Genomic DNA, 19,374 nt, shown 5'->3' with positions numbered 1-19,374 from the left:
CCCACTCAGTCAATTTTTTGTTTGACACGGGCGCCTGACACTTGTGCAAATGGCGTATTTTCAAGCGCAGGGGTGGATTGATCCGTGAAGGGTTCGGTTCGCAGAGAACAGATTTCGGATCTGGTGGCGGTCGAGGGCAATGTCAGCGTCGATGACCTGGCACTACGTTTCGACGTGTCCGTCGAAACCATCCGGCGCGATCTGACGAAGCTTGAGGAACTGGGCCTTTTGCGCAAGGTCCACGGCGGGGCGCGTCGGATCGGGGACCGCCCGCGCCTTCATGTCGAAGCGCCGTTCGACGCGCGCATGACCGAGGAGCGCGAGGAAAAACAGAACCTTGCCGAAAAGCTGACACAGGTCGTGTCCCCCGGCGAAACAGTGTTTCTCGATACCGGGTCGACCACGCTGATCGCCTGCTCCGTGCTCGCACGCATCCCCGGCCTGACCGCCATCACCAATTCCGTCGCCGCGGCCGAGGCGCTTTCCGCGTCCGGCAACAACCGCGTCTACCTGCTGGGCGGGGCCTTTGGGCGCGCCAACAGCCAGACGGTGGGACCGATGGTCGTGGAACAGATCGGCCGCTTCCGCGCAGACCACGCGATTCTGACGCCCACGGGCATCGATGCGGATCTTGGCGTGACGGATGCCGACCCCGACGAAGCAGAAGTCGCGCGCGCGATGATCAAGGTGTCACAGAGTGTCTGCTTCCTGACCGTTCCGTCGAAATTCGGGCGGTGCGCCGGGTTCCATGTTTGCGACCTGGAGACCGTTCAGCTTGTTCTGACCGAGGGCATGCCGCCCTCGGCCCATTATTCCGCCCTGAAAGCCGCAGGGGCCGAGGTTCTGTAGCCCGCCCCCAAGTGAAGTACGAACGAAGGACAGCATGCCCAAGCCCATCCGACTGTATGTCAGCACCGTCGATCGCCTTGCCGATTATGTGGGTGTTGTCGCGATGTACCTGATCTTCCTGATGGTCGGCATCCTGCTGCTCGACGCCATCACCCGCAACGTCATCGACATCCCGCTGCATTGGTGCATCGAGGCGGCGCAGTTCACGCTGGCGGCCTATTACTTCATGGGCGGCGCCAAGACGCTGAAGGAGGGCGATCATGTCCGCATGGATCTGCTGTATGACCGTCTGTCGGAACGCGGCAAGCACCGGATCGACCTGATCACCTCGGCCTGCCTGATGTTCTATCTTGTGGTGCTGTGCATCGGCTCGATTTCCTCGCTGGAATACGCGATCGACACGGATGAGCACCGGTTTTCCATGTGGAACCCGTCGATGATCCCGATCAAGGCACTGATGGTCGGCTGCATCTTCCTGATGATCGCCCAGACGATTTCCGAGGTCTTCAAGCACGTGGCCGCGCTGCGCGGTGAGGTGCTGTCATGAATCCGGAACTGATCGCGCTGACGATGTTCGGCGCCACGATGGTGCTTCTGCTGACCGGCCAGCGCGTCTTCGGCGCCATCGGGGCCGTGGGCGCGGCGATGGTGCTGATGCTGTACGGCACCGGCGGGATCGAGATCCCGTTTTCGGCCGCGTTCAAGCTCTTCAACTGGTTCCCGATGCTGACGCTGCCGCTGTTCATCTACATGGGCTACGTGCTGTCCGAGGCGGGGATCGCCGAGGACCTGTACAAGATGCTGCATGTCTGGTTCGGGCGTATGGCCGGCGGGCTGGCCATCGGCACGATCTTCCTGATGGTGATCATTTCGGCCATGAACGGGCTGTCGGTCGCGGGCATGGCCATCGGGGCCACGATTGCTCTGCCCGAGATGCTGCGCCGGGGTTACGACAAGGTGTTGATCACGGGCGTGGTGCAGGGCGGGTCGTCGCTGGGCATTCTTGTGCCGCCATCGGTCGTGATGGTGCTTTATGGCATGATCGCACGGCAGCCGGTGTCGCAGCTTTGGCTGGCGGGGGTCATCCCGGGGCTGATGATGGCGGCGATGTTCGTGATCTATGTCGTCGTGCGCACGAAGCTTAACCCCAAGCTCGCCCCGACCGTGTCCGAGGACGAACTGAACATGCCCCTGTCGGAGAAGCTGAAGCTTCTGCGGTTCGGCATCATCCCCTTCCTGATCTTCTTCGCGATGACGGGTCTGTTCATCATGGGCTACACGTCGCTGGTGGAAAGCTCCGCCGTGGGGGCCACGGCGGCGACGCTGGCGGCGATTCTGAAGGGCCGGTTCAGCTTCCGGATGATGCACGACACCGCGCGCAAGACGCTGGGCATTTCGTGCATGTTCCTGTGGCTGATCCTGGCAGCCCTCGCCTTTGGCGCCGTCTTCGACGGGATCGGCGCGGTGCGCGCCATCGAAAGCCTGTTCATCACGCGGTGGGAACTGACACCCTGGCAGGTGATCATCATGATGCAGCTGTCGTTCATCGTGATGGGCATGTTCCTGGACGATACCGCGATGCTGGTGATCGTGGCGCCGCTTTACGTGCCGCTGGTCAAGACGCTGGATCTGGGCATGGGCAGCGGCAACGCGCAGCTGATCTGGTTCGGCGTGCTCTACACGATGACCTGCCAGATCGCCTACATCACGCCGCCCTTCGGCTACAACCTGTTCCTCATGCGCTCGATGGCGCCGAAGGAGATCACGCTGTCCGACATCTACCGGTCGATCTGGCCCTTCGTGCTGATGATGGCCGCGTCCATCGCGCTGGTGATGGTGTTCCCGCAACTGGCCCTGTGGCTGCCGCAGGTCACGCGGTGACGATGACGACCCCAAGACCCAACCAAAAGACTTCAACAGAGAGAGTGAGACCCGGACATGACTGACACCAAGAAACAATCCCCTTCGGAAAAGATCCTGAGTACACGCCGGAAGTTCCTGGCCGGTTCCGCCGTCGGCGCCGCGTCGGCGCTGGCCGCGCCTGCCGCCATCGCGCAGCAGGGCCCGATCAAGTGGCGACTGCAATCCTATTCCGGCGCCCCGCTGGGCGCGCACGTGATCAAGCCGCAGATCGATGCCTTCAACGAGGCCGCGAATGGCGACATGGAGATCGAGCTTTACTACGCCGACCAGCTTGTCCCCACGGCCGAACTGTTCCGCGCGCTGCAGAACGGCACGATTGACGCCGTGCAGTCGGATGAAGCGACGATGGCCTCGCCCGTCGATATCGCCGTCTTCGGCGGCTACTTCCCGTTCGCCACCCGCTATTCGCTGGATGTGACGGCCCTGTTCCAGAACTACGGCCTGAAGGAGATCTGGGAAGAAGCCTATAGCGAAGTCGACAATGTCACGTGGCTGTCAGCCGGTGCATGGGACCCGCTGCACATCTTCACGAAGGAACCCATCCGCTCGCTCGAAGACATGCGCGGCAAGCGCGTGTTCGGTGTGCCGACCGCCGGTCGCTTCCTGTCGCAATACGGCCTGATCCCCGTCACCGTGCCGTGGGACGACGTGGAAGTCGCGCTGCAGACCGGCGAACTGGACGGCGTGGCTTGGTGCGGGTTCACCGAAGCCTACGAGGTCGGCTGGGCCGATCTGTGCAACTACGCGCTCACGAACTCGGTCACCGGCGCATGGTTCGGATCGTATTTCGCCAACACCGAAAGCTGGGAAAAGGTGCCGCCGCACCTGAAGGAGCTCTACCTGATGAGCATCGACCAGTCGCATTATTACCGTGCCGGCTGGTACTGGGGCGGCGAGGCGCTGCTGCGCGTCGAAGGCGAGAAGATGGAGCTGACCTCGATCCCGCCCGAGGAATGGAACCAGGTCGTCAAGGACGCCGAAGTCTTCTGGGACCAGATCGCGGCGCAGGGCGACCGGCCCAAGCGCGTTGTCGACGCGTTCAAGAAATACGCCGCGACCATGGAAAAGGCAGGCTACCCCTACCGCTGATCGCGGGCATCACTGCCGAAAACCGAAGCCCCCGTGCCCCGGCGCGGGGGTTTTTCGTTCACGCCGTTCCCGATTTTCCCGGTTCAGCGACGGTTGTAGCGCAGCGCCGGCCGGGAACCACGCTCCAAGCTGGCGGGAGCCCCCACGGATCGTGCAGAAATTCTGCGTGCCAGAAATTCCGTGGGTGAGTCGTCACATTGCCGATATATGGTTCATTCAGAATTGACCCTGCCAGACATCCGGCGCCCCGTTTCCCGCGGGCTGCCGATCAAGCATGGAGCATCCGATGACCAAACCTCCCGCAGACCTGTCCGCCGACGATTGGGACGAACTGAACTTCCCCCGTCCCCACGAAAACGATTTCGACCGCGTGGTGGAACGCGCGGTCTCGCGGCGCGGTTTCCTGAACGGCGTGCTGGCCTTCGGGTCGGGCGCGGCCGTCATGGGAACGGGCCTGTTCGGCAGCACCTCTGCCCTTGCGCAGAACGCCTCGCGCTTTCCCTTCACCCCGATCGGGGCCCAGACCGACGGCATGGTGCATGTTCCCGAAGGCTACACCGCGACGGTTCTTGCACGCTGGGGCGATCCGCTCGTCTCGGCCGCCGACGGCTACGACGTTGCCAATGGCGGCCCGGTCGAAAACTCCGACAAGGTCTTCGGCGAGAATACCGACGGGATGGAGACCTTTTCGTTCCAGGGTCACCAGCTGATCGCGATCAACCACGAATACGCCAACCGGAAGACCAACCTGCCCGCGGCGCAGGACGGCACGCCCGCCAATGCCGATGACGTGCTGAAGTTCCAGAACCTGCAGGGCGTGGTGGTGATGGAGATCGCCGAGGGCGAGAACGGCTGGCAGATCGTCAAGGACAGCCCGTTCAACCGCCGCATCACCCACAATGCGCCGATGACGATCACCGGCCCCGCCGCCGGTCACGACCTGCTGAAGACCGAGGCCGATCCGACCGGCACCGCGTCGCTGGGCACGCTGAACAACTGCGGGTCCGGCAAGACGCCGTGGGGCACCTACCTGACCTGCGAGGAAAACTTCAACGGCTACTTCGGCGCCACCGACGCCCTGCCCGAGGATCTGCCGTCTGAAACCGTAGCAGGCTATGACCGCTATGGTATCGGGCCCGATGGCTGGGGCTACGACTATCACAAGTGGGACCCGCGCTTCGACATCTCGAAAAACCCCAACGAACCGCACCGCGCCGGCTGGATCGTCGAGATCGACCCGACCGATCCCGACAGCACGCCCGTGAAGCACACGGGCCTTGGCCGCTTCAAGCACGAGAACGCGGCGGTGGTCCTGTCCACCGACGGGCGGGTCGTGGTCTACATGGGCGATGATGAGCGTGGCGAGTTCCTGTATCGCTTCGTCTCGAACGGCGTCTACCAGCCCGGTGGTTCGACGGACGGCCTGCTGGACGACGGCACGCTTTATGTCGCGAAATACAATGATGACGGCACCGGCGAATGGCTGGCACTGACGCCCGAGGCCACCGGCATGGACATGGCCGAGATCCTGATCTTCTCGCGCATGGCGGGCTCGGCCGTGGGTGCGACGACGATGGACCGGCCGGAATGGATCGCCGCGAATCCCCACTCGGTGGAAGCCTATTGCTGCCTGACCAACAACAAGAACCGCGGCGTGAAGCCCAATGCCGGCGGCGACGCGACGCCGGTGAACGGCCCCAACCCGCGCGAGGCCAACAATTACGGCCAGATCGTGCGCTGGCGCCCGCACGGGGATGACCACGCGGCCGATACGTTCGACTGGGACCTGTACGTCATGGCCGGCAACCCGGAGGTGCACGACGGCGCCTATGCCGGGTCGGACAACGTGACCGCGGGCAACATGTTCAACTCGCCCGACGGGATGGGTTTTGACAGCAGCGGGCTGGTCTGGATCCAGACCGATGGCGATGACAGCAACGAAGGCGAGTTCGCGGGTCAGGGCAACAACCAGATGCTGGTGGGCGACCCGGCCACGGGAGAGATCGCGCGCTTCCTGACCGGGCCCAACGGGTGCGAGGTCACCGGCCTGACATGGTCCGCCGACCGCCGCACGATGTTCGTGGGCATCCAGCACCCGGGCGGCGACTGGCCCGATGGCGGCGGCGCCCTGCCCCGGTCGTCGGTGATCGCGGTCAAGCGGGACGACAACGGCCTGATCGGCTGACCGGCCGTCGCGCCTCCGGTTCCGGAGGCGCGACGCACAAGGGGAACAGTTCCTTCTATCTGCCGTCCGCAACGTCGCCCCCTCGCGGGCGGCGTTGTGCGTTCCGGCGGATACGCTCCCGCACCAGCATCAGCCCTGCGACCACTGGCGTTCCCCGCCGGGCCGGGTGTAGAGGAAGCGCGTGACCGGCCGCGCCGCAGGCAGGGCGTGGTCCACGCAAGGCGAAGGAGACGGGATGAAAGACTGGAAGGCTGCGGCCACGGCGCTTTACGATGGCGGTTTCCGCCCCATGTTCATCGACGGCAACTGGTGCGAGGCACGCTCGGGCGAGGCGATGGACGCCCGCAACCCGGCCGATGGCACGCTGCTGGCGACCGTGCCCAAGGGCGGCAAGGCCGACATCGACGCGGCGGTGACCGCGGCACGCAAGGCCTTTGAAGGCCCATGGTCCAAGTGGACCCCGTTCGAACGCCAGGCCCTTCTGCTGCGCATCGCCGAACGGTTCGAGGCGGAATGGGAAGACCTCTGCCTGTCCGATACGCTCGACATGGGGATGCCCATCCAGCGGACGCTGGGCAACAGCCGCCGGGTGCTGGGAATGCTGCGGTTCTACGCCGGGCAGGCCGTCACGATCCACGGCCAGACGATTGCCAATTCCTTCCCAGGCGAGATCTATTCCCAGACCGTCCGCGAACCCGTGGGTGTCGTGGGTGCCATCATTCCGTGGAACGCCCCCATTGCCGGGTCGATCTGGAAGATCGGACCGGCCATCGCCACCGGCTGCACCGTGGTCCTGAAACCGTCCGAGGAAGCCTCCCTGACCGTCCTGATGATCGCGAGGATCATGCAAGAGGCCGGGCTGCCGGACGGCGTGCTGAACATCGTCACCGGCACGGGCGCCGATGCAGGCGCAGCACTGGCCGAACATCCTGGCGTCGACAAGATCGTCTTCACCGGCTCGACCGCGACTGGGCAGGCCATCGCGCGGGCAGCCACCGGTAACCTCAAGCACGTCTCGCTGGAGCTGGGCGGCAAGTCGCCCGTGATCGTCTGCCGGGATGCGGACATCGAAAAGGCAGTGCCTGTCGCCGCGATGTCGGTCTTCGCGAACTCGGGCCAGATCTGCATCGCCGGGTCGCGCCTGTTCGTCGCGCGCGAGATCCATGACGAATTCGTCCGCCGCGTGTCCGAATTCGCCGCAAACCTGCGGATCGGCCACGGCATCGACGAGGGCACGGATATCGGCCCGATCATCTCGGCCCGGCAGGCGGACCGCATCGCCGGTTACCTGTCCGCCGGCCCCAACGAAGGCGCGCAGGTCATGACAGGCGGCAGCCGTGTCGAAGGCGCTGCGTTCGAGGGCGGTCATTTCTTCCAGCCCACCGTTTTCGGCGGGGTGACCGATGACATGTCCATCGCGCGGGAGGAAATCTTCGGCCCCGTGATCTCGGCCCTGCCCTTCGACAGCATCGACGAGGTTGTCGAGCGCGCCAATGCCACGCCCTACGGGCTGGCCGCAGGCGTGTTTTCCACCCATCTGGGCACCGCGCACAAGCTGGCGCACCGGATCAAGGCCGGATCGGTCTGGGTGAACATGTACCACGCCATCGACCCGGCAGTGCCCTTCGGCGGCGTCAAGATGTCGGGCTACGGTCGCGAGGGCGGGACCGAGCACATGGAAGAATACCTCGACACCAAGGCGATCTGGATCAACACGGACTGATCGCCACACGGGCGCCGTGACCCGAACGGCTGCGGCGCCTTTCCGGTCTTCAACACGAAAGGGGTCAACCATGCATGTCGGTATCATCGGTGTCGGGCTCATGGGCCACGGCATCGCCCGCAACGTCCTGTCGCGCGGCGGCTTTTCACTCAGCTTCCTGGATCACCCCGGCAACCAGCCGGTGGACGAGATCGTGGACCTTGGCGCCAAGGCATGCGCCACACCGGCCGAAATTGCAGCCGTGTCTGACGTGGTGATCCTGTGCGTCACCGGCTCCCCCCAGGTCGAAGCCATCGTCGGGGGCGAAAACGGGCTGGCCACGGCGCTGAAACCCGGCGCAGTGGTGGTCGACTGTTCGACCGCCCTGCCCGACTCGACCGTCCGCATGGGCGATGTCGTGCGTGCGGCAGGCGGCGATTACATCGACGCGCCGATGACGCGCACGGCCAAGCACGCGCACGAAGGGAAGCTGAACCTGCTGGTCGGGGGTGACGCGGCAACCATCGAAAAGGTCCGCCCGGTGCTGGCCTCGTTCACGGAAAACGTCGATCACGTCGGCCCGCTGGGCCATGGGCACCGGCTGAAACTGCTGCACAACTATGTCTCGGTCGGGTTCATGACGCTCCTGGCCGAAGCCTCGGCACAGGCGGCCGACGCGGGCGTCGATCCGCAGATCTTCGTCGACGTTCTGGCGGGTGGCGGCGGGGCCAGCGTGGCGCTGGACCGGCTTGCCCCCTACATTACCGCGAACGACCGCGAGGGCCTTCCCTTTTTCGTTGAAAACGCCCGGAAGGACATCGACTACTACTGCGCCATGTCGGATGCGGCGGGTGCACGGAAGACCGTCGCCGATGGTGTTTCCACCGCGCTTTCGGCGGCCGTCGACGCCGGCAAGGGACAGGCCTATGTACCTGAACTGGTTGATATTTTCCGCAAGACCGACAGCTGACATTTTCCCCCGCCCGTGGCCGGCACGCGGGCGGGGTTGCTAGTCGGAAATCGCTTGTGTAGCAACGCCGGACACTCATTGGGAGGAAAACCATGACATTCGTATCCCGCAGCCTTCTTGCGGCCAGCGCCCTCGTCGCGTTCGGCGCACCGGCCTTTGCCCAGACCGATGTGAAGATCGGCTACGCCCTCGCCCCCGACAGCCATTACGGCGTCGCTGCCGCCAAGCTGGAAGAGGTCGTGACGGCCGAAACCGGCGACGATTTCGCGTTCAAGCATTTCCCGTCCTCGGGCCTTGGCGGCGAGCGTGAAGTGATCGAGGGCCTGCAGCTGGGCACCATCGAGGCGACCATCGTGTCCTCGGGCACGCTGGCCAACTTCGTGCCCGACACGGGCGTGTTCGACATCCCCTTCCTGTTCCGCGATCTGGACCACGCCCGCGCGGTTCTGGACGGTCCGATCGGCGAAGAGATCCTTGTGAAGTTCGACGACGTCGGCATGCACGGCCTGGCCTGGGGCGAACAGGGTTTCCGCCACATGACCAACAACCGCAACGCGGTGCACACGCCGGAAGACGTTCAGGGCCTGAAGATCCGCACGATGGAAAACCCGGTTCACCTGGCGGCCTTCAACGACATGGGCGCGGCCCCCACGCCGATGGCATGGCCCGAGGTCATCTCGTCCCTGCAGCAGGGCGTGATCGACGGTCAGGAAAACCCGCTTTCGGTCATCGTTTCCGTCAAGCTGGACGAAGTGCAGAAGTACCTGACCCTGTCCGGCCACGTCTATTCGCCGGCGATGCTCTTGGTGTCGAAACCCTTCTGGGACGGTCTGGATGACGACCAGAAAGCCGCGTTCGAAAAGGGCGCGACCGAGGCCGCGGCCGCGATGCGCGGCTATGTCGACGATGTCGAGACGTCCGGCGTCGAGACGCTGAAAGAGCGCGGCATGGAAGTGAACGAGCTTTCGGCCGACGAAAAGGCGGCGTTCCAGGCCTCCATCTCCTCGGCCTACGAGGGCTATTACGAGACCTACGGCAAGGACAAGGTCGATGCGATCGTGAACTTCGAGTAGCACGATACCGCCGGCGCCCATCGGGCGCCGGCCTTCTTTCGGGGATCGCGGCGTGAAACGGATCGAAAACATCTTCGTGGCGCTGAACGGCTGGGCGCTGATCCTGATGTTGGGCGCCATGGCGCTGATCGTCGGGGTCAACATCTCGATGCGCTACCTGACGGACCATTCCTTCCCGTGGGCCGACGAGGCCGCGCGCTACCTGATGATCTGGCTGACCTTCACCGGCGCGGGCCTGATCCTGCGCATCGGCGGACATGTCGCCATCACCAACCTTCAGGATGCCCTGCCCGCCACCGGGCAGAAGATCCTGCGCGGCCTGCTGGTGGTGATCCTGCTTATCTTCTTCGGCTTCATGGTGCATGTCGGCCTGCAATACGCGCAGCGGATGCAGTACCAGGTCACGCCCGCCCTGCGCTTGCCGTTCCTCTACGTATATGCCGCGATGCCGGTGGGGTTCAGCCTGCTGATCATCCACCTGCTGCTGATCGCGCCGCGCTTCATCATGGCCGGCACCTACAAGCGGCTGGACGACGACGCAGACGACGATGGCGCACTGCCCGGAGGCGCCAATGGCTGAGATCCTGTTTCCGGCGCTGTTCGTGCTGCTGGCCCTTGGCCTGCCCGTGGCCTTTGCCATGGCGATCGCGGTCTTCCTCGCCCTGTCCTTCGGGTCCTCCTATCCCCATCTCGTCGTGGTGAAGGAGATGTTCTCGGGCCTCGACAGCTTCCCGCTGCTGGCGGTGCCGTTCTTCATCCTCGCCTCGGAAATCATGACCGGCGGCGCGGTGACGCTGGCGATCCTGCGGCTGGCGCAATCGCTTGTGGGCCACCTACGCGGCGGGCTGGGGCACGCAAATGTCGTGAGTTCCGCCATGTTCGCCGGGATTTCCGGCAGTGCGCTGGCCGATGCGGCCGGGCCCGGCACGATGATGATCCGGATGATGGAGAAGGCAGGCTACGACCGCCCCTATGCCGGCGCGTTGACCATCGCGAGTTCCGTCGTGGGGCCAATCATCCCGCCGTCAATCACGATGATCATCTACGCGATGCAGGACAAGGAAGTGTCGGTCGGCTCGCTATTCATGGCCGGTGTGCTGCCCGGGGTTCTGATCACCGCGATGGTGCTGATGGCCAATGCGCGGGTCAGCAGCCAGCGGAACTACTCCACGGGCGCACCCATGCCGCCCCTGCGCGAAATCGGCCGCATCGCGTTCTATGCCTTGCCCGCCCTGTTCCTGATCCTGCTGATCGTCGGCGGCATCCGGTTCGGGATCTTCACGCCCACCGAAGCCTCGGTGATCGCGGTGTTCTACGCGCTGGTCGTGGGCATGTTCGTCTACCGCTCGCTGAAGCTGCGCGACCTGCCCGCCATCATCCTGCGGGCCGCGCTGACATCGGGCGCGGTGCTGCTGATCCTTGGCGCCGCGCGGGCGTTTGCCTGGGTGCTGATCATTGAAGGCATTCCGCAGTTCCTGGCGGAAACGATCATCGCGTGGGACCTGTCGCCCGTCGTCTTCCTGCTGGCGGTAAACGTGCTTCTGCTGGGGTTCGGCCTGTTCATGGATCCGCTGCCCGGCGTCATGATCCTTGTCCCGATCCTTGCGCCGATCAGCTTTGCGCTGGGGATCGATCCGAACCACTTCGCCATCATCGTGATCGTGAACCTGACGCTGGGCCTGACGACGCCACCGGTGGGCAGCCTGATCTTCGTGGTCTCGTCAACGGTCGGGCTGAAGCCATCGACGCTGATCCGCGAAATGCCGCCCTTCTTCGTGGCGCTCGCGGTGGCCTTGCTGCTGATCACCTTCGTGCCGTTCCTGTCCACCTGGCTGCCGGGCGTCAGCGGGTTCTGATCCGCGGCGCCACGAAAAAGGCCGGGGCCCGAAGGCCCCGACCGGTATCAATTCGGCTCCCGCTCAGTTCTGCCAGGACTGGATGAGTTCGTCGTAGCCGACCGTCTTCGGCTCTTCCTCCTCGTTCTCCAGCTTGGGCTTGGGCGACCCTTCGACCTCGTTCAGCCAGTAGGACGGATCCTGCGGATCGTTCATGACCGGGCCAAGATCGCCCTGCACGCCGGCACGTTCCAGACGTTCCAGAACGCTTTCCTGCTGCTCGCAGAGGTTGTCCAGCGCCTCCTGAGCCGACAGCGCGCCCGAGGACGCATCGCCGATGTTCTGCCACCACAGCTGCGCCAGCCGCGGATAGTCGGGGATGTTGGTGCCGGTAGGCGACCAGCGAACCCGTGCAGGCGAGCGGTAGAATTCGACCAGACCGCCCAGGGCATCGGCCCGTTCGGTGAAGCTGTCATGGTCGATGGTGGATTCGCGGATGAAGGTCAGGCCAGCGTGGGCTTTCTCCACATCCACGGTCATCGACGTCACGAACTGGGCGTAAAGCCACGCCGCCTGCGCACGCTCCAGCGGGGTCGATTTCATCAGCGTCCACGACCCTGCGTCCTGGTAGCCGACTTTCATGCCGTCTTCCCAGTAGACACCGTGGGGCGATGGCGCCATCCGCCAGCGTGGCGTGCCGTCATCGTTCAGCACGGCCTTGGCCGCATCCCCCACCATGTCGGCGGTGAAGGCGGTGTACCAGAACATCTGCTGGGCCACCTGCCCCTGCGCCGGGATCGGTCCGCTTTCCGAGAACGTCATCCCTGCCGCCGCTGGGGGGGCATAGTTCTGCAGCCATTCGACGTATTTCTCGATCGCATAGACCGCGGCAGGAGAGTTAGTCGCCCCGCCACGCGCCACGCAGGAGCCGACGGGCTGCGAGTTCTCGTTCACCCGGATGCCCCATTCGTCGACGGGCAGGCCGTTGGGTTCGCCCGTGTCTCCCATGCCGGCCATCGACATCCACGCGTCGGTGAAGCGCCAGCCCAGCGACGGGTCCTTCTTGCCATAGTCCATGTGGCCGTAGATATCGCCCTCGATGTCCATGTGGCTCAGGTCACGGCCGGTGAAGAAGTCGGCGATGTCCTCGTAGGCGGACCAGTTCACCGGGACGCCCAGATCGTAGCCGTATTCCTCCTTGAAATCGGCCATGTTCTTTTCGTCGGTGAACATGTCGTAGCGGAACCAGTAGAGGTTCGCGAACTGCTGGTCGGGCAGCTGGTAGAGCTTCCCGTCCGGCCCGGTGGTGAACTGCAACCCGATGAAATCGTCAAGGTTCAGGTTGGGATTGGTGACAGAGGCCCCCTCGCCCTCCATCCAGTCCGTCAGGTTGCGCGCCTGCTGATAGCGCCAGTGGGTGCCGATCAGGTCGCTGTCGTTGATATAGGCGTCATAGACGTTCTCGCCGGTCTGCATTTGTGTTTGCAGCTTCTCGACCACGTCGCCTTCGCCGATCAGGTCATGGGTTATGTTGATGCCGGTGATCGCGGTGAAGGCCGGGGCCAGCACGTTGGCCTCGTATTCATGGGTCGTGATCGTTTCCGACACGACGTTGATGTCCATGCCCCGGAACGGCTCGGCCGCGTCGATGAACCATTGCATCTCGGCTTCCTGCTCCTCGCGGGTCAGGGCCGAGCGTTGGATTTCCTCGTCTAGAAAGGCGCGGGCCGCCTCCATGTCCGCCACCGCCGGCGCGGCGGTGATACAGAGCGCGAGGGCCGCTGTCGTTGTCATCAATCGGTTCATGGTTTCCTCCCTTTAAACCGTGGTTATCGTTGCTGCTGGCGGCGGGCCGCCCGCAGATCGGGGCCTATACCCAGCGGAACACCGCCGCGGCATAGACAAGGCAGACCACCAGCGCCCATGGCTGGGGTCCGAACGCGAAGCCAAGCCAGATCAGGTTGAAGAAGGCCGAACCGAGAAGCGTGATGAAAAGCCGGTCGCCCCGCGTCGTTTCGATCCGCAGGATGCCGGTGCGGGGCGTTTCGGGATACCGCGCCGCAAGCACGGAAAAGACGATCAGAAGCGTCGCGATCACGGCGAAGAAGATCGCGGTGGGGACTGTCCATGCCATCCAGGCCATGTGCGTTTCCTTCCCTGTCTGTCGGTTACACGCGGCCGAGGGCAAAGCCCTTGGCGATGTAGTTGCGGACGAAATAGATCACGAGCGCGCCGGGCACGATCGTCAGCACCCCCGCTGCGGCCAGCACGCCCCAGTCAAGGCCGGAGGCCGAGACGGTGCGTGTCATGGTGGCCGCGATGGGTTTCGCATCGACGGATGTCAGCGTGCGCGACAGCAGCAGTTCCACCCACGAGAACATGAAGCAAAAGAACGCGGCGACCCCGATGCCGGACGAGATCAGCGGCATGAAGATCCGCACGAAGAACCGCCCGAAACTGTAGCCGTCGATATAGGCGGTCTCGTCGATCTCCTTCGGGACACCGCGCATGAACCCTTCAAGGATCCAGACCGCCAGCGGCACGTTGAACAGGCAGTGCGCCAGAGCCACCGCGATATGCGTGTCGAAAAGCCCGACGCTGGAATAAAGCTGGAAGAACGGCAGCGCGAAGACGGCGGGCGGCGCCATGCGGTTCGTCAGCAGCCAGAAGAACAGGTGCTTGTCGCCCATGAAGCTGTAGCGGCTGAAGGCATAGGCCGCAGGCAGGGCCACGGCGAGACTGATGACCGTGTTCATCACCACGTAGATCAGCGAATTGACGTACCCCATGTACCACGACGGGTCGGTCAGGATCTTGGCGTAGTTCGCGAAGGTCAGATCCCGCGGCCACAGCGAGAAGGTCGACAGGATCTCGGCATTGGTCTTCAGGCTCATGTTCACCAGCCAGTAGATCGGCAGCATGAGGAACACGAGGTAGAGCGTCATCACCACGACCGATCCCTTCGGCCGGAACCGGCGGCGCGTGCGCGTGGCCGTCTGGGGGGTGACCTTGCCGGGGATCGTCCCGGCACCGGGGGCGGAAACGCTGTCGGACATCAGACGCCATCCCTTTTGTCGAGGTTGATCATCACCGTGTAGAACACCCAGCAGATCAGCAGGATCACGAGGAAATACATGATCGAAAACGCGGCCGCCGGGCCAAGGTCGAACTGCCCCAGCGCCATCTTCACAAGGTCGATGGACAGGAACGTCGTCGCGTTGCCAGGGCCGCCTCCGGTGACGACGAAGGGTTCGGTATAGATCATGAAACTGTCCATGAAGCGCAGCAGGATCGCGATCATCAGGACGCCCGCCATCTTCGGCAGCTCGATGAAGCGGAACACCTTCCAGCGCGACGCCTGGTCGATCTTGGCGGCCTGGTAATAGGCATCGGGAATGGATTGCAGGCCCGCATAGGCCAGCAGCGCCACAAGCGATGTCCAGTGCCACACATCCATGACGATCACCGTGGCCCACGCGGCAATGGAATCCTGCGTGTAGTTGTAATCGATCCCCAGCGCGTCGAGCGTGTAGCCCAGAAGCCCGATATCGACGCGCCCGAAGATCTGCCAGATCGTGCCCACCACGTTCCAGGGGATCAGCAGCGGCAGCGACATGACCACAAGGCAGAAGGACGCCCAGAAGCCCTTTTTCGGCATGTTCAGTGCGACAAGGATGCCCAGCGGCACCTCGATCGCCAGGATAACCATCGAAAAGATCAACTGCCGACCAAGGGCGTTCCACATCCGCTCGCTCAGGGCCATCTCCTTGTACCATTCAAGGCCCACCCAGTAGAACACGTTGTTCCCGAACGTGTCCTGCACGGAGTAGTTCACGACGGTCATCAGCGGGATCACGGCTGAAAAGGCCACCAGCAGCAGCACGGGCAGGACAAGGAACCACGCCTTTTGGTTGACGGTCTTGTTCATCACGCGGCCTCCCCCACGCGCGCGGTGGGGACCACGCGCCAATCGTTCTCGTACACGTTGATGCCCTGCGGATCGAAGGTGATACGGTCGGCGCCTGCGGGCACCCGCTGTTCTTCCGACAGGATCGCGGCAATGCGGCTGCCCGCAGCGTCGATCCGGGCGATCTTGTGGCGGCCCACGTCCTCGACCCGGTTCATGGTCGCCGGGATGCCTTCGCCGCCCGCCGACAGGTGCACGAATTCAGGCCGCACTCCGATCTGCACCCGGCCCGCTCCGGTTTCGTAGACGGCGCCCAGATCGACCTCCGCCGCGCCAACGCGCGCCGTTTGGCCCGATATCTCGGCATCGAACAGGTTCATGCCGGGCGAGCCGATGAAGTAGCCCACGAAGGTATGCGCCGGGCGTTCGAACAGCTCCTGCGGGGTGCCGATCTGCACGACCCGGCCATCATACATCACGACGACCTTGTCGGCGAAGGTCAGCGCCTCGGTCTGGTCGTGGGTGACGTAGATCATCGTATGCCCGAAATCCTGATGCAGCTGCTTCAGCTGGGTGCGCAGTTCCCACTTCATGTGCGGGTCGATCACGGTCAGCGGCTCGTCGAACAGCAGCGCGTTCACGTCCTTCCTGACCATGCCCCGGCCAAGGCTGATCTTCTGCTTGGCATCCGCCGTCAGCCCGCGCGCCTTGCGGCGCAGCTGGTCTTCCATCCCGATCACGCGGGCGATCTCCTGCACGCGTTGGGCGACGTAGGCCTCGTCCATACCGCGATTGCGCAGCGGGAAGGCCAGATTGTCCTGAACCGTCATCGTGTCGTAGACGACCGGGAACTGGAACACCTGCGCGATGTTGCGTTCCGCCGTGGGCGCCTGCGTGACGTCCTTGTCATCGAACAGGATCCGCCCCTGGCTGGGATGCAGAAGCCCCGAGATGATGTTCAGCAGTGTCGATTTCCCGCAGCCCGAGGCGCCCAGCAGCGCGTAGGCCTCGCCATCGATCCAGTCGTGGTTCAACTCCTTCAGGGCGAAGTCGCCTTCGTCCTTCGGGTGCTTCAGGTAGGAATGCGCAAGGTTGTCGAGCGTGATCTTGGCCATGTCAGGCGGCCTCCGCATAGGGCGCGGCGGACACGAGCGCGCCGTCCTCCGCGAAGATGTAGGCATGCGCGGGGTCGAGGTAGACGGAAAGCTCCTGCCCCGGTTTCAGGCTGCGGATGCCGTGGATCAGGCCGACCCAGCGTTCGCCGTGATGGTCGAGATGGACGAAGGTCTCCGAGCCGGTGATCTCGGTCACCGTCAGGGTCGTGCGGAACTCCATCGCGTCGTCCACGTGCCGGTCCAGTTCCACGTGATTGGGCCGGAACCCGGCAAGGTAGGCGCCATCGGCCAGCCCTTCCGCCGCGCCCACGGCGGCCGAGGCCTGATCGTCACCGAATTTCAGCTTTCCGCCCTCCTTGCGGACCGGCAAGAAGTTCATCGGCGGGTCCGAAAAGACGCGCGCCGTGGTTGCGTTCAGCGGCTTGCGATAAACGGATGCAGTGGGCCCGAACTGTGTCACGCGGCCTTCCCAGAGCGTCGCCGTGTTGCCGCCCAGAAGCAGCGCCTCCTCGGGTTCCGTCGTGGCATAGACAAAGATCGCGCCCGATTCCTCGAAGATGCGGGGGATTTCCTCGCGCAGCTCCTCGCGCAGCTTGTAGTCGAGATTGGCCAGCGGTTCGTCCAGCAGCACCAGCCCGGCGTTCTTGACCAGCGCGCGGGCCAGAGCGCAGCGTTGCTGCTGCCCGCCCGACAGCTCCAGCGGCTTCCGGTCCAGCATCGGCGAAAGCTTCATCAGGTCGGCCGTCTCGCGCACGCGGCGGTCAATCTCGGCCCGGTCCACGCCCATCAGCTTCATGGGCGAGGCGATGTTTTCCCACACCGTCATCGACGGGTAGTTGATGAACTGCTGGTAAACCATCGCGACCTTGCGGTCCTGCACCCGCTGGCCGGTCACGTCCTCGCCGTTCCAGACGATGCGCCCGGTGTTGGGCACATCCAGCCCCGCCATCAGCCGCATGAGCGACGTCTTGCCCGAAAGCGTCGGGCCCAGCAGGACGTTCATCGTCCCCTTCTCAAGGGTCAGGTCCGTCGGATGGATATGCGTGTCCGCACCCATCACTTTCGACGCCCCGTCGAGGATCAGGCTCATGTCACTCTCTCTCCCTCTTGCGGCGTTTATTCTGCCGCTTCTTGTGCACGACCCCGATCGCGGGCCTTTTGCATCCAGTCATCCAACCGCGCGATCTGGTCCGCGGTCATCCGCAGGCCCAGCTTCGATCGGCGCCAGACCACGTCCTCCGCCGTCCGCGCCCATTCCCGTGTCATCAGCCATGTGACCTCCCGCGCCGTCAGGGTGGCGCCGAATTTTTCGCCCATGTCCGCCGCGCCGGTCGCGCCGTCCAGCATGTCCCACGCCTGTGTCCCGTAAGCGCGGACCATGCGGCGGCAGGCGAAGTCGTCCAGGAACGGGAAGTCGGTCTTCAGCCGCGCGACCAGATCCGCGACCTCTCCCACGCCGAAATCGCCGCCCGGCAGCGACACGCCCGCGGTCCATGGTCCGCCGTCCGTCTTCAGATGGCCCGCGATCTTGTCGAGCGCGCCTTCGGCCAGCCGCCGGTAGGTGGTGATCTTGCCGCCGAACACGTTCAGCACCGGCGCGCCGCCCGAGGCTTCGACCTTCAGCGTGTAATCGCGCGTCGCCGCCGTGGCCGATTGCGCGCCATCGTCGTAAAGCGGGCGCACGCCGGAATAGCTCCACACCACGTCATCCTCGGTCACCGGATTCTTCAGGTAGGCGTTGACAAAATCGAGCATGTAACGTCGTTCTTCGGCCGTGCATTCGGGCGGGACGTCGGGATCGTGGTGTTCGGCGTCCGTCGTGCCGATCAGGGTGAAATCCTCCTCGTAGGGGATCGCGAACATGATCCGCCCGTCGGAGCCCTGGAAGAAATAGCACTTGTCGTGATCGAACAGCCGGCGCGTGACGATGTGCGAACCGCGCACCAGCCGCACGCCATCGCGGCTGTTGGAATGCACGACGCCGCTGATGATCTCCCCCACCCACGGGCCGCCGGCATTGACCAGCATCCGCGCGCGTACATCTCGACGGGGTCCGCGGTCACGATCTTCCAGCGTGACGGTCCACAGATCGCCCTCGCGACGGGCCTCAGTCACCCGTGTCCGGGTCAGGATGCGGGCACCCCGTGCGGCGGCGTCACGGGCGTTCAGCACCACGAGGCGGGAATCCTCGACCCAGCAATCGCTGTATTCATAGGCCCGTTCGAACCGGTCCTTCAGCGGCGCACCTTCCGGCCCGGTTGTCAGGTCCAGCGTCTTGGTTCCCGGCAGGATCTTCCGGCCGCCCAGGTTGTCGTACAGGAACAGCCCCAGCCGGATGACCCAGCCGGGCCGGCGCCCGCGGGTCCACGGCATGACGGTGTTCAGGATCTTCGACGTGGGCGTCTGCCCTTCGAACCGCATGTCCTTGTGATAGGGCAGCACGAACCGCATGGGCCACGAGATATGCGGCATCGCCCGCAGCAGCGTCTCGCGTTCGGCCAAGGCCTCGCGCACCAGGCGAACCTCGAAATACTCCAGGTAGCGCAGACCGCCATGGAACAGCTTGGTCGAGGCCGAAGAGGTTGCAGAGGCCAGATCGTTCATCTCGGCCAGCGTGACGGACAATCCCCGACCGGCCGCATCGCGCGCGATGCCGCAGCCGTTGATCCCGCCGCCGATGATGAAAAGGTCCTGGACCTCGGCTTCGCCGGTCATCCCGCTCTCCC

The 19,374-nt window shown here is 64.4% G+C and carries 17 protein-coding genes; 10 read left to right on the top strand and 7 right to left on the bottom strand.

Going from position 1 to position 19,374, the window contains the following annotated elements:
* Positions 1-84 precede the first annotated feature (84 nt).
* The 10 genes from D4754_RS13710 (at position 85) to D4754_RS13665 (ending at position 11,647) form a co-directional block, all read left to right on the top strand.
* Positions 85-849 carry a DeoR/GlpR family DNA-binding transcription regulator gene (locus tag D4754_RS13710; RefSeq protein ID WP_121064484.1) on the top strand — a complete coding sequence of 255 codons (765 nt, stop codon included), beginning with the start codon at positions 85-87 and terminating at the stop codon, positions 847-849.
* A gap of 34 nt (positions 850-883) precedes the next feature.
* A complete protein-coding gene (locus tag D4754_RS13705) occupies positions 884-1,396 on the top strand; it encodes a TRAP transporter small permease subunit (protein ID WP_121064482.1) in 513 nt (170 codons plus the stop codon).
* Positions 1,393-2,730, top strand: a complete 1,338-nt coding sequence (locus D4754_RS13700) for a TRAP transporter large permease (RefSeq protein WP_121064481.1) — start codon at positions 1,393-1,395, stop codon at positions 2,728-2,730. The genes D4754_RS13705 and D4754_RS13700 overlap by 4 nt, the downstream gene beginning before the upstream one ends.
* A 96-nt stretch (positions 2,731-2,826) precedes the next feature.
* A complete protein-coding gene (dctP, locus tag D4754_RS13695) occupies positions 2,827-3,861 on the top strand; it encodes a TRAP transporter substrate-binding protein DctP (protein ID WP_205589640.1) in 1,035 nt (344 codons plus the stop codon).
* A gap of 286 nt (positions 3,862-4,147) precedes the next feature.
* Complete coding sequence (locus D4754_RS13690) at positions 4,148-6,046, top strand: PhoX family protein (RefSeq protein ID WP_121064476.1); 1,899 nt, start codon at positions 4,148-4,150, stop codon at positions 6,044-6,046.
* A gap of 235 nt (positions 6,047-6,281) precedes the next feature.
* Positions 6,282-7,769, top strand: a complete 1,488-nt coding sequence (locus tag D4754_RS13685) for an aldehyde dehydrogenase family protein (protein ID WP_121064474.1) — start codon at positions 6,282-6,284, stop codon at positions 7,767-7,769.
* 16 nt (positions 7,770-7,785) lie between these two features.
* Positions 7,786-8,718, top strand: a complete 933-nt coding sequence (locus D4754_RS13680) for an NAD(P)-dependent oxidoreductase (RefSeq protein WP_276208629.1) — start codon at positions 7,786-7,788, stop codon at positions 8,716-8,718.
* 92 nt (positions 8,719-8,810) lie between these two features.
* Positions 8,811-9,791, top strand: coding sequence for a TRAP transporter substrate-binding protein (locus D4754_RS13675; RefSeq protein ID WP_121064470.1), 981 nt, complete (start codon positions 8,811-8,813; stop codon positions 9,789-9,791).
* A 52-nt stretch (positions 9,792-9,843) separates the two neighbouring features.
* Complete coding sequence (locus D4754_RS13670; protein WP_121064468.1) at positions 9,844-10,371, top strand: TRAP transporter small permease; 528 nt, start codon at positions 9,844-9,846, stop codon at positions 10,369-10,371.
* Positions 10,364-11,647 (top strand): TRAP transporter large permease, encoded by a 1,284-nt coding sequence (locus D4754_RS13665; protein WP_121064466.1) that lies wholly within the window; start codon positions 10,364-10,366, stop codon positions 11,645-11,647. Before D4754_RS13670 ends, D4754_RS13665 begins: the two co-directional genes overlap by 8 nt.
* Positions 11,648-11,710: 63 nt before the next feature.
* Here D4754_RS13665 and D4754_RS13660 read toward each other — a convergent pair whose 3' ends face one another.
* The 7 genes from D4754_RS13660 to glpD all read right to left on the bottom strand — a co-directional run bounded on the left by D4754_RS13660 (position 11,711) and on the right by glpD (position 19,363).
* Positions 11,711-13,432 (bottom strand): ABC transporter substrate-binding protein, encoded by a 1,722-nt coding sequence (locus tag D4754_RS13660; RefSeq protein ID WP_121064464.1) that lies wholly within the window; start codon positions 13,430-13,432, stop codon positions 11,711-11,713.
* Positions 13,433-13,496: 64 nt separating this feature from the next.
* Positions 13,497-13,769 (bottom strand): DUF2160 domain-containing protein, encoded by a 273-nt coding sequence (locus tag D4754_RS13655; protein WP_121064462.1) that lies wholly within the window; start codon positions 13,767-13,769, stop codon positions 13,497-13,499.
* A gap of 25 nt (positions 13,770-13,794) precedes the next feature.
* On the bottom strand, positions 13,795-14,682 hold the full coding sequence (locus D4754_RS13650) for a carbohydrate ABC transporter permease (RefSeq protein ID WP_205589633.1): 888 nt from the start codon (positions 14,680-14,682) through the stop codon (positions 13,795-13,797).
* On the bottom strand, positions 14,682-15,554 hold the full coding sequence (locus tag D4754_RS13645; protein WP_121064460.1) for a carbohydrate ABC transporter permease: 873 nt from the start codon (positions 15,552-15,554) through the stop codon (positions 14,682-14,684). Before D4754_RS13645 ends, D4754_RS13650 begins: the two co-directional genes overlap by 1 nt.
* On the bottom strand, positions 15,554-16,648 hold the full coding sequence (locus D4754_RS13640; RefSeq protein ID WP_121064458.1) for an ABC transporter ATP-binding protein: 1,095 nt from the start codon (positions 16,646-16,648) through the stop codon (positions 15,554-15,556). Before D4754_RS13640 ends, D4754_RS13645 begins: the two co-directional genes overlap by 1 nt.
* A 1-nt stretch (position 16,649) precedes the next feature.
* The gene (locus D4754_RS13635) at positions 16,650-17,738 is read right to left on the bottom strand and encodes an ABC transporter ATP-binding protein (protein ID WP_121064456.1); all 1,089 of its coding nucleotides are present in this window, start codon (positions 17,736-17,738) and stop codon (positions 16,650-16,652) included.
* A gap of 26 nt (positions 17,739-17,764) precedes the next feature.
* Positions 17,765-19,363, bottom strand: a complete 1,599-nt coding sequence (gene glpD / locus D4754_RS13630) for a glycerol-3-phosphate dehydrogenase (RefSeq protein ID WP_121064454.1) — start codon at positions 19,361-19,363, stop codon at positions 17,765-17,767.
* Positions 19,364-19,374: the final 11 nt, after the last annotated feature.

The organism is Chachezhania antarctica (assembly GCF_003646465.1).
Lineage (GTDB): Bacteria > Pseudomonadota > Alphaproteobacteria > Rhodobacterales > Rhodobacteraceae > Chachezhania > Chachezhania antarctica.
The sequence above is the reverse complement of the archived record's forward strand: the minus strand, read 5'-3'. Positions and strand labels throughout refer to the sequence as shown.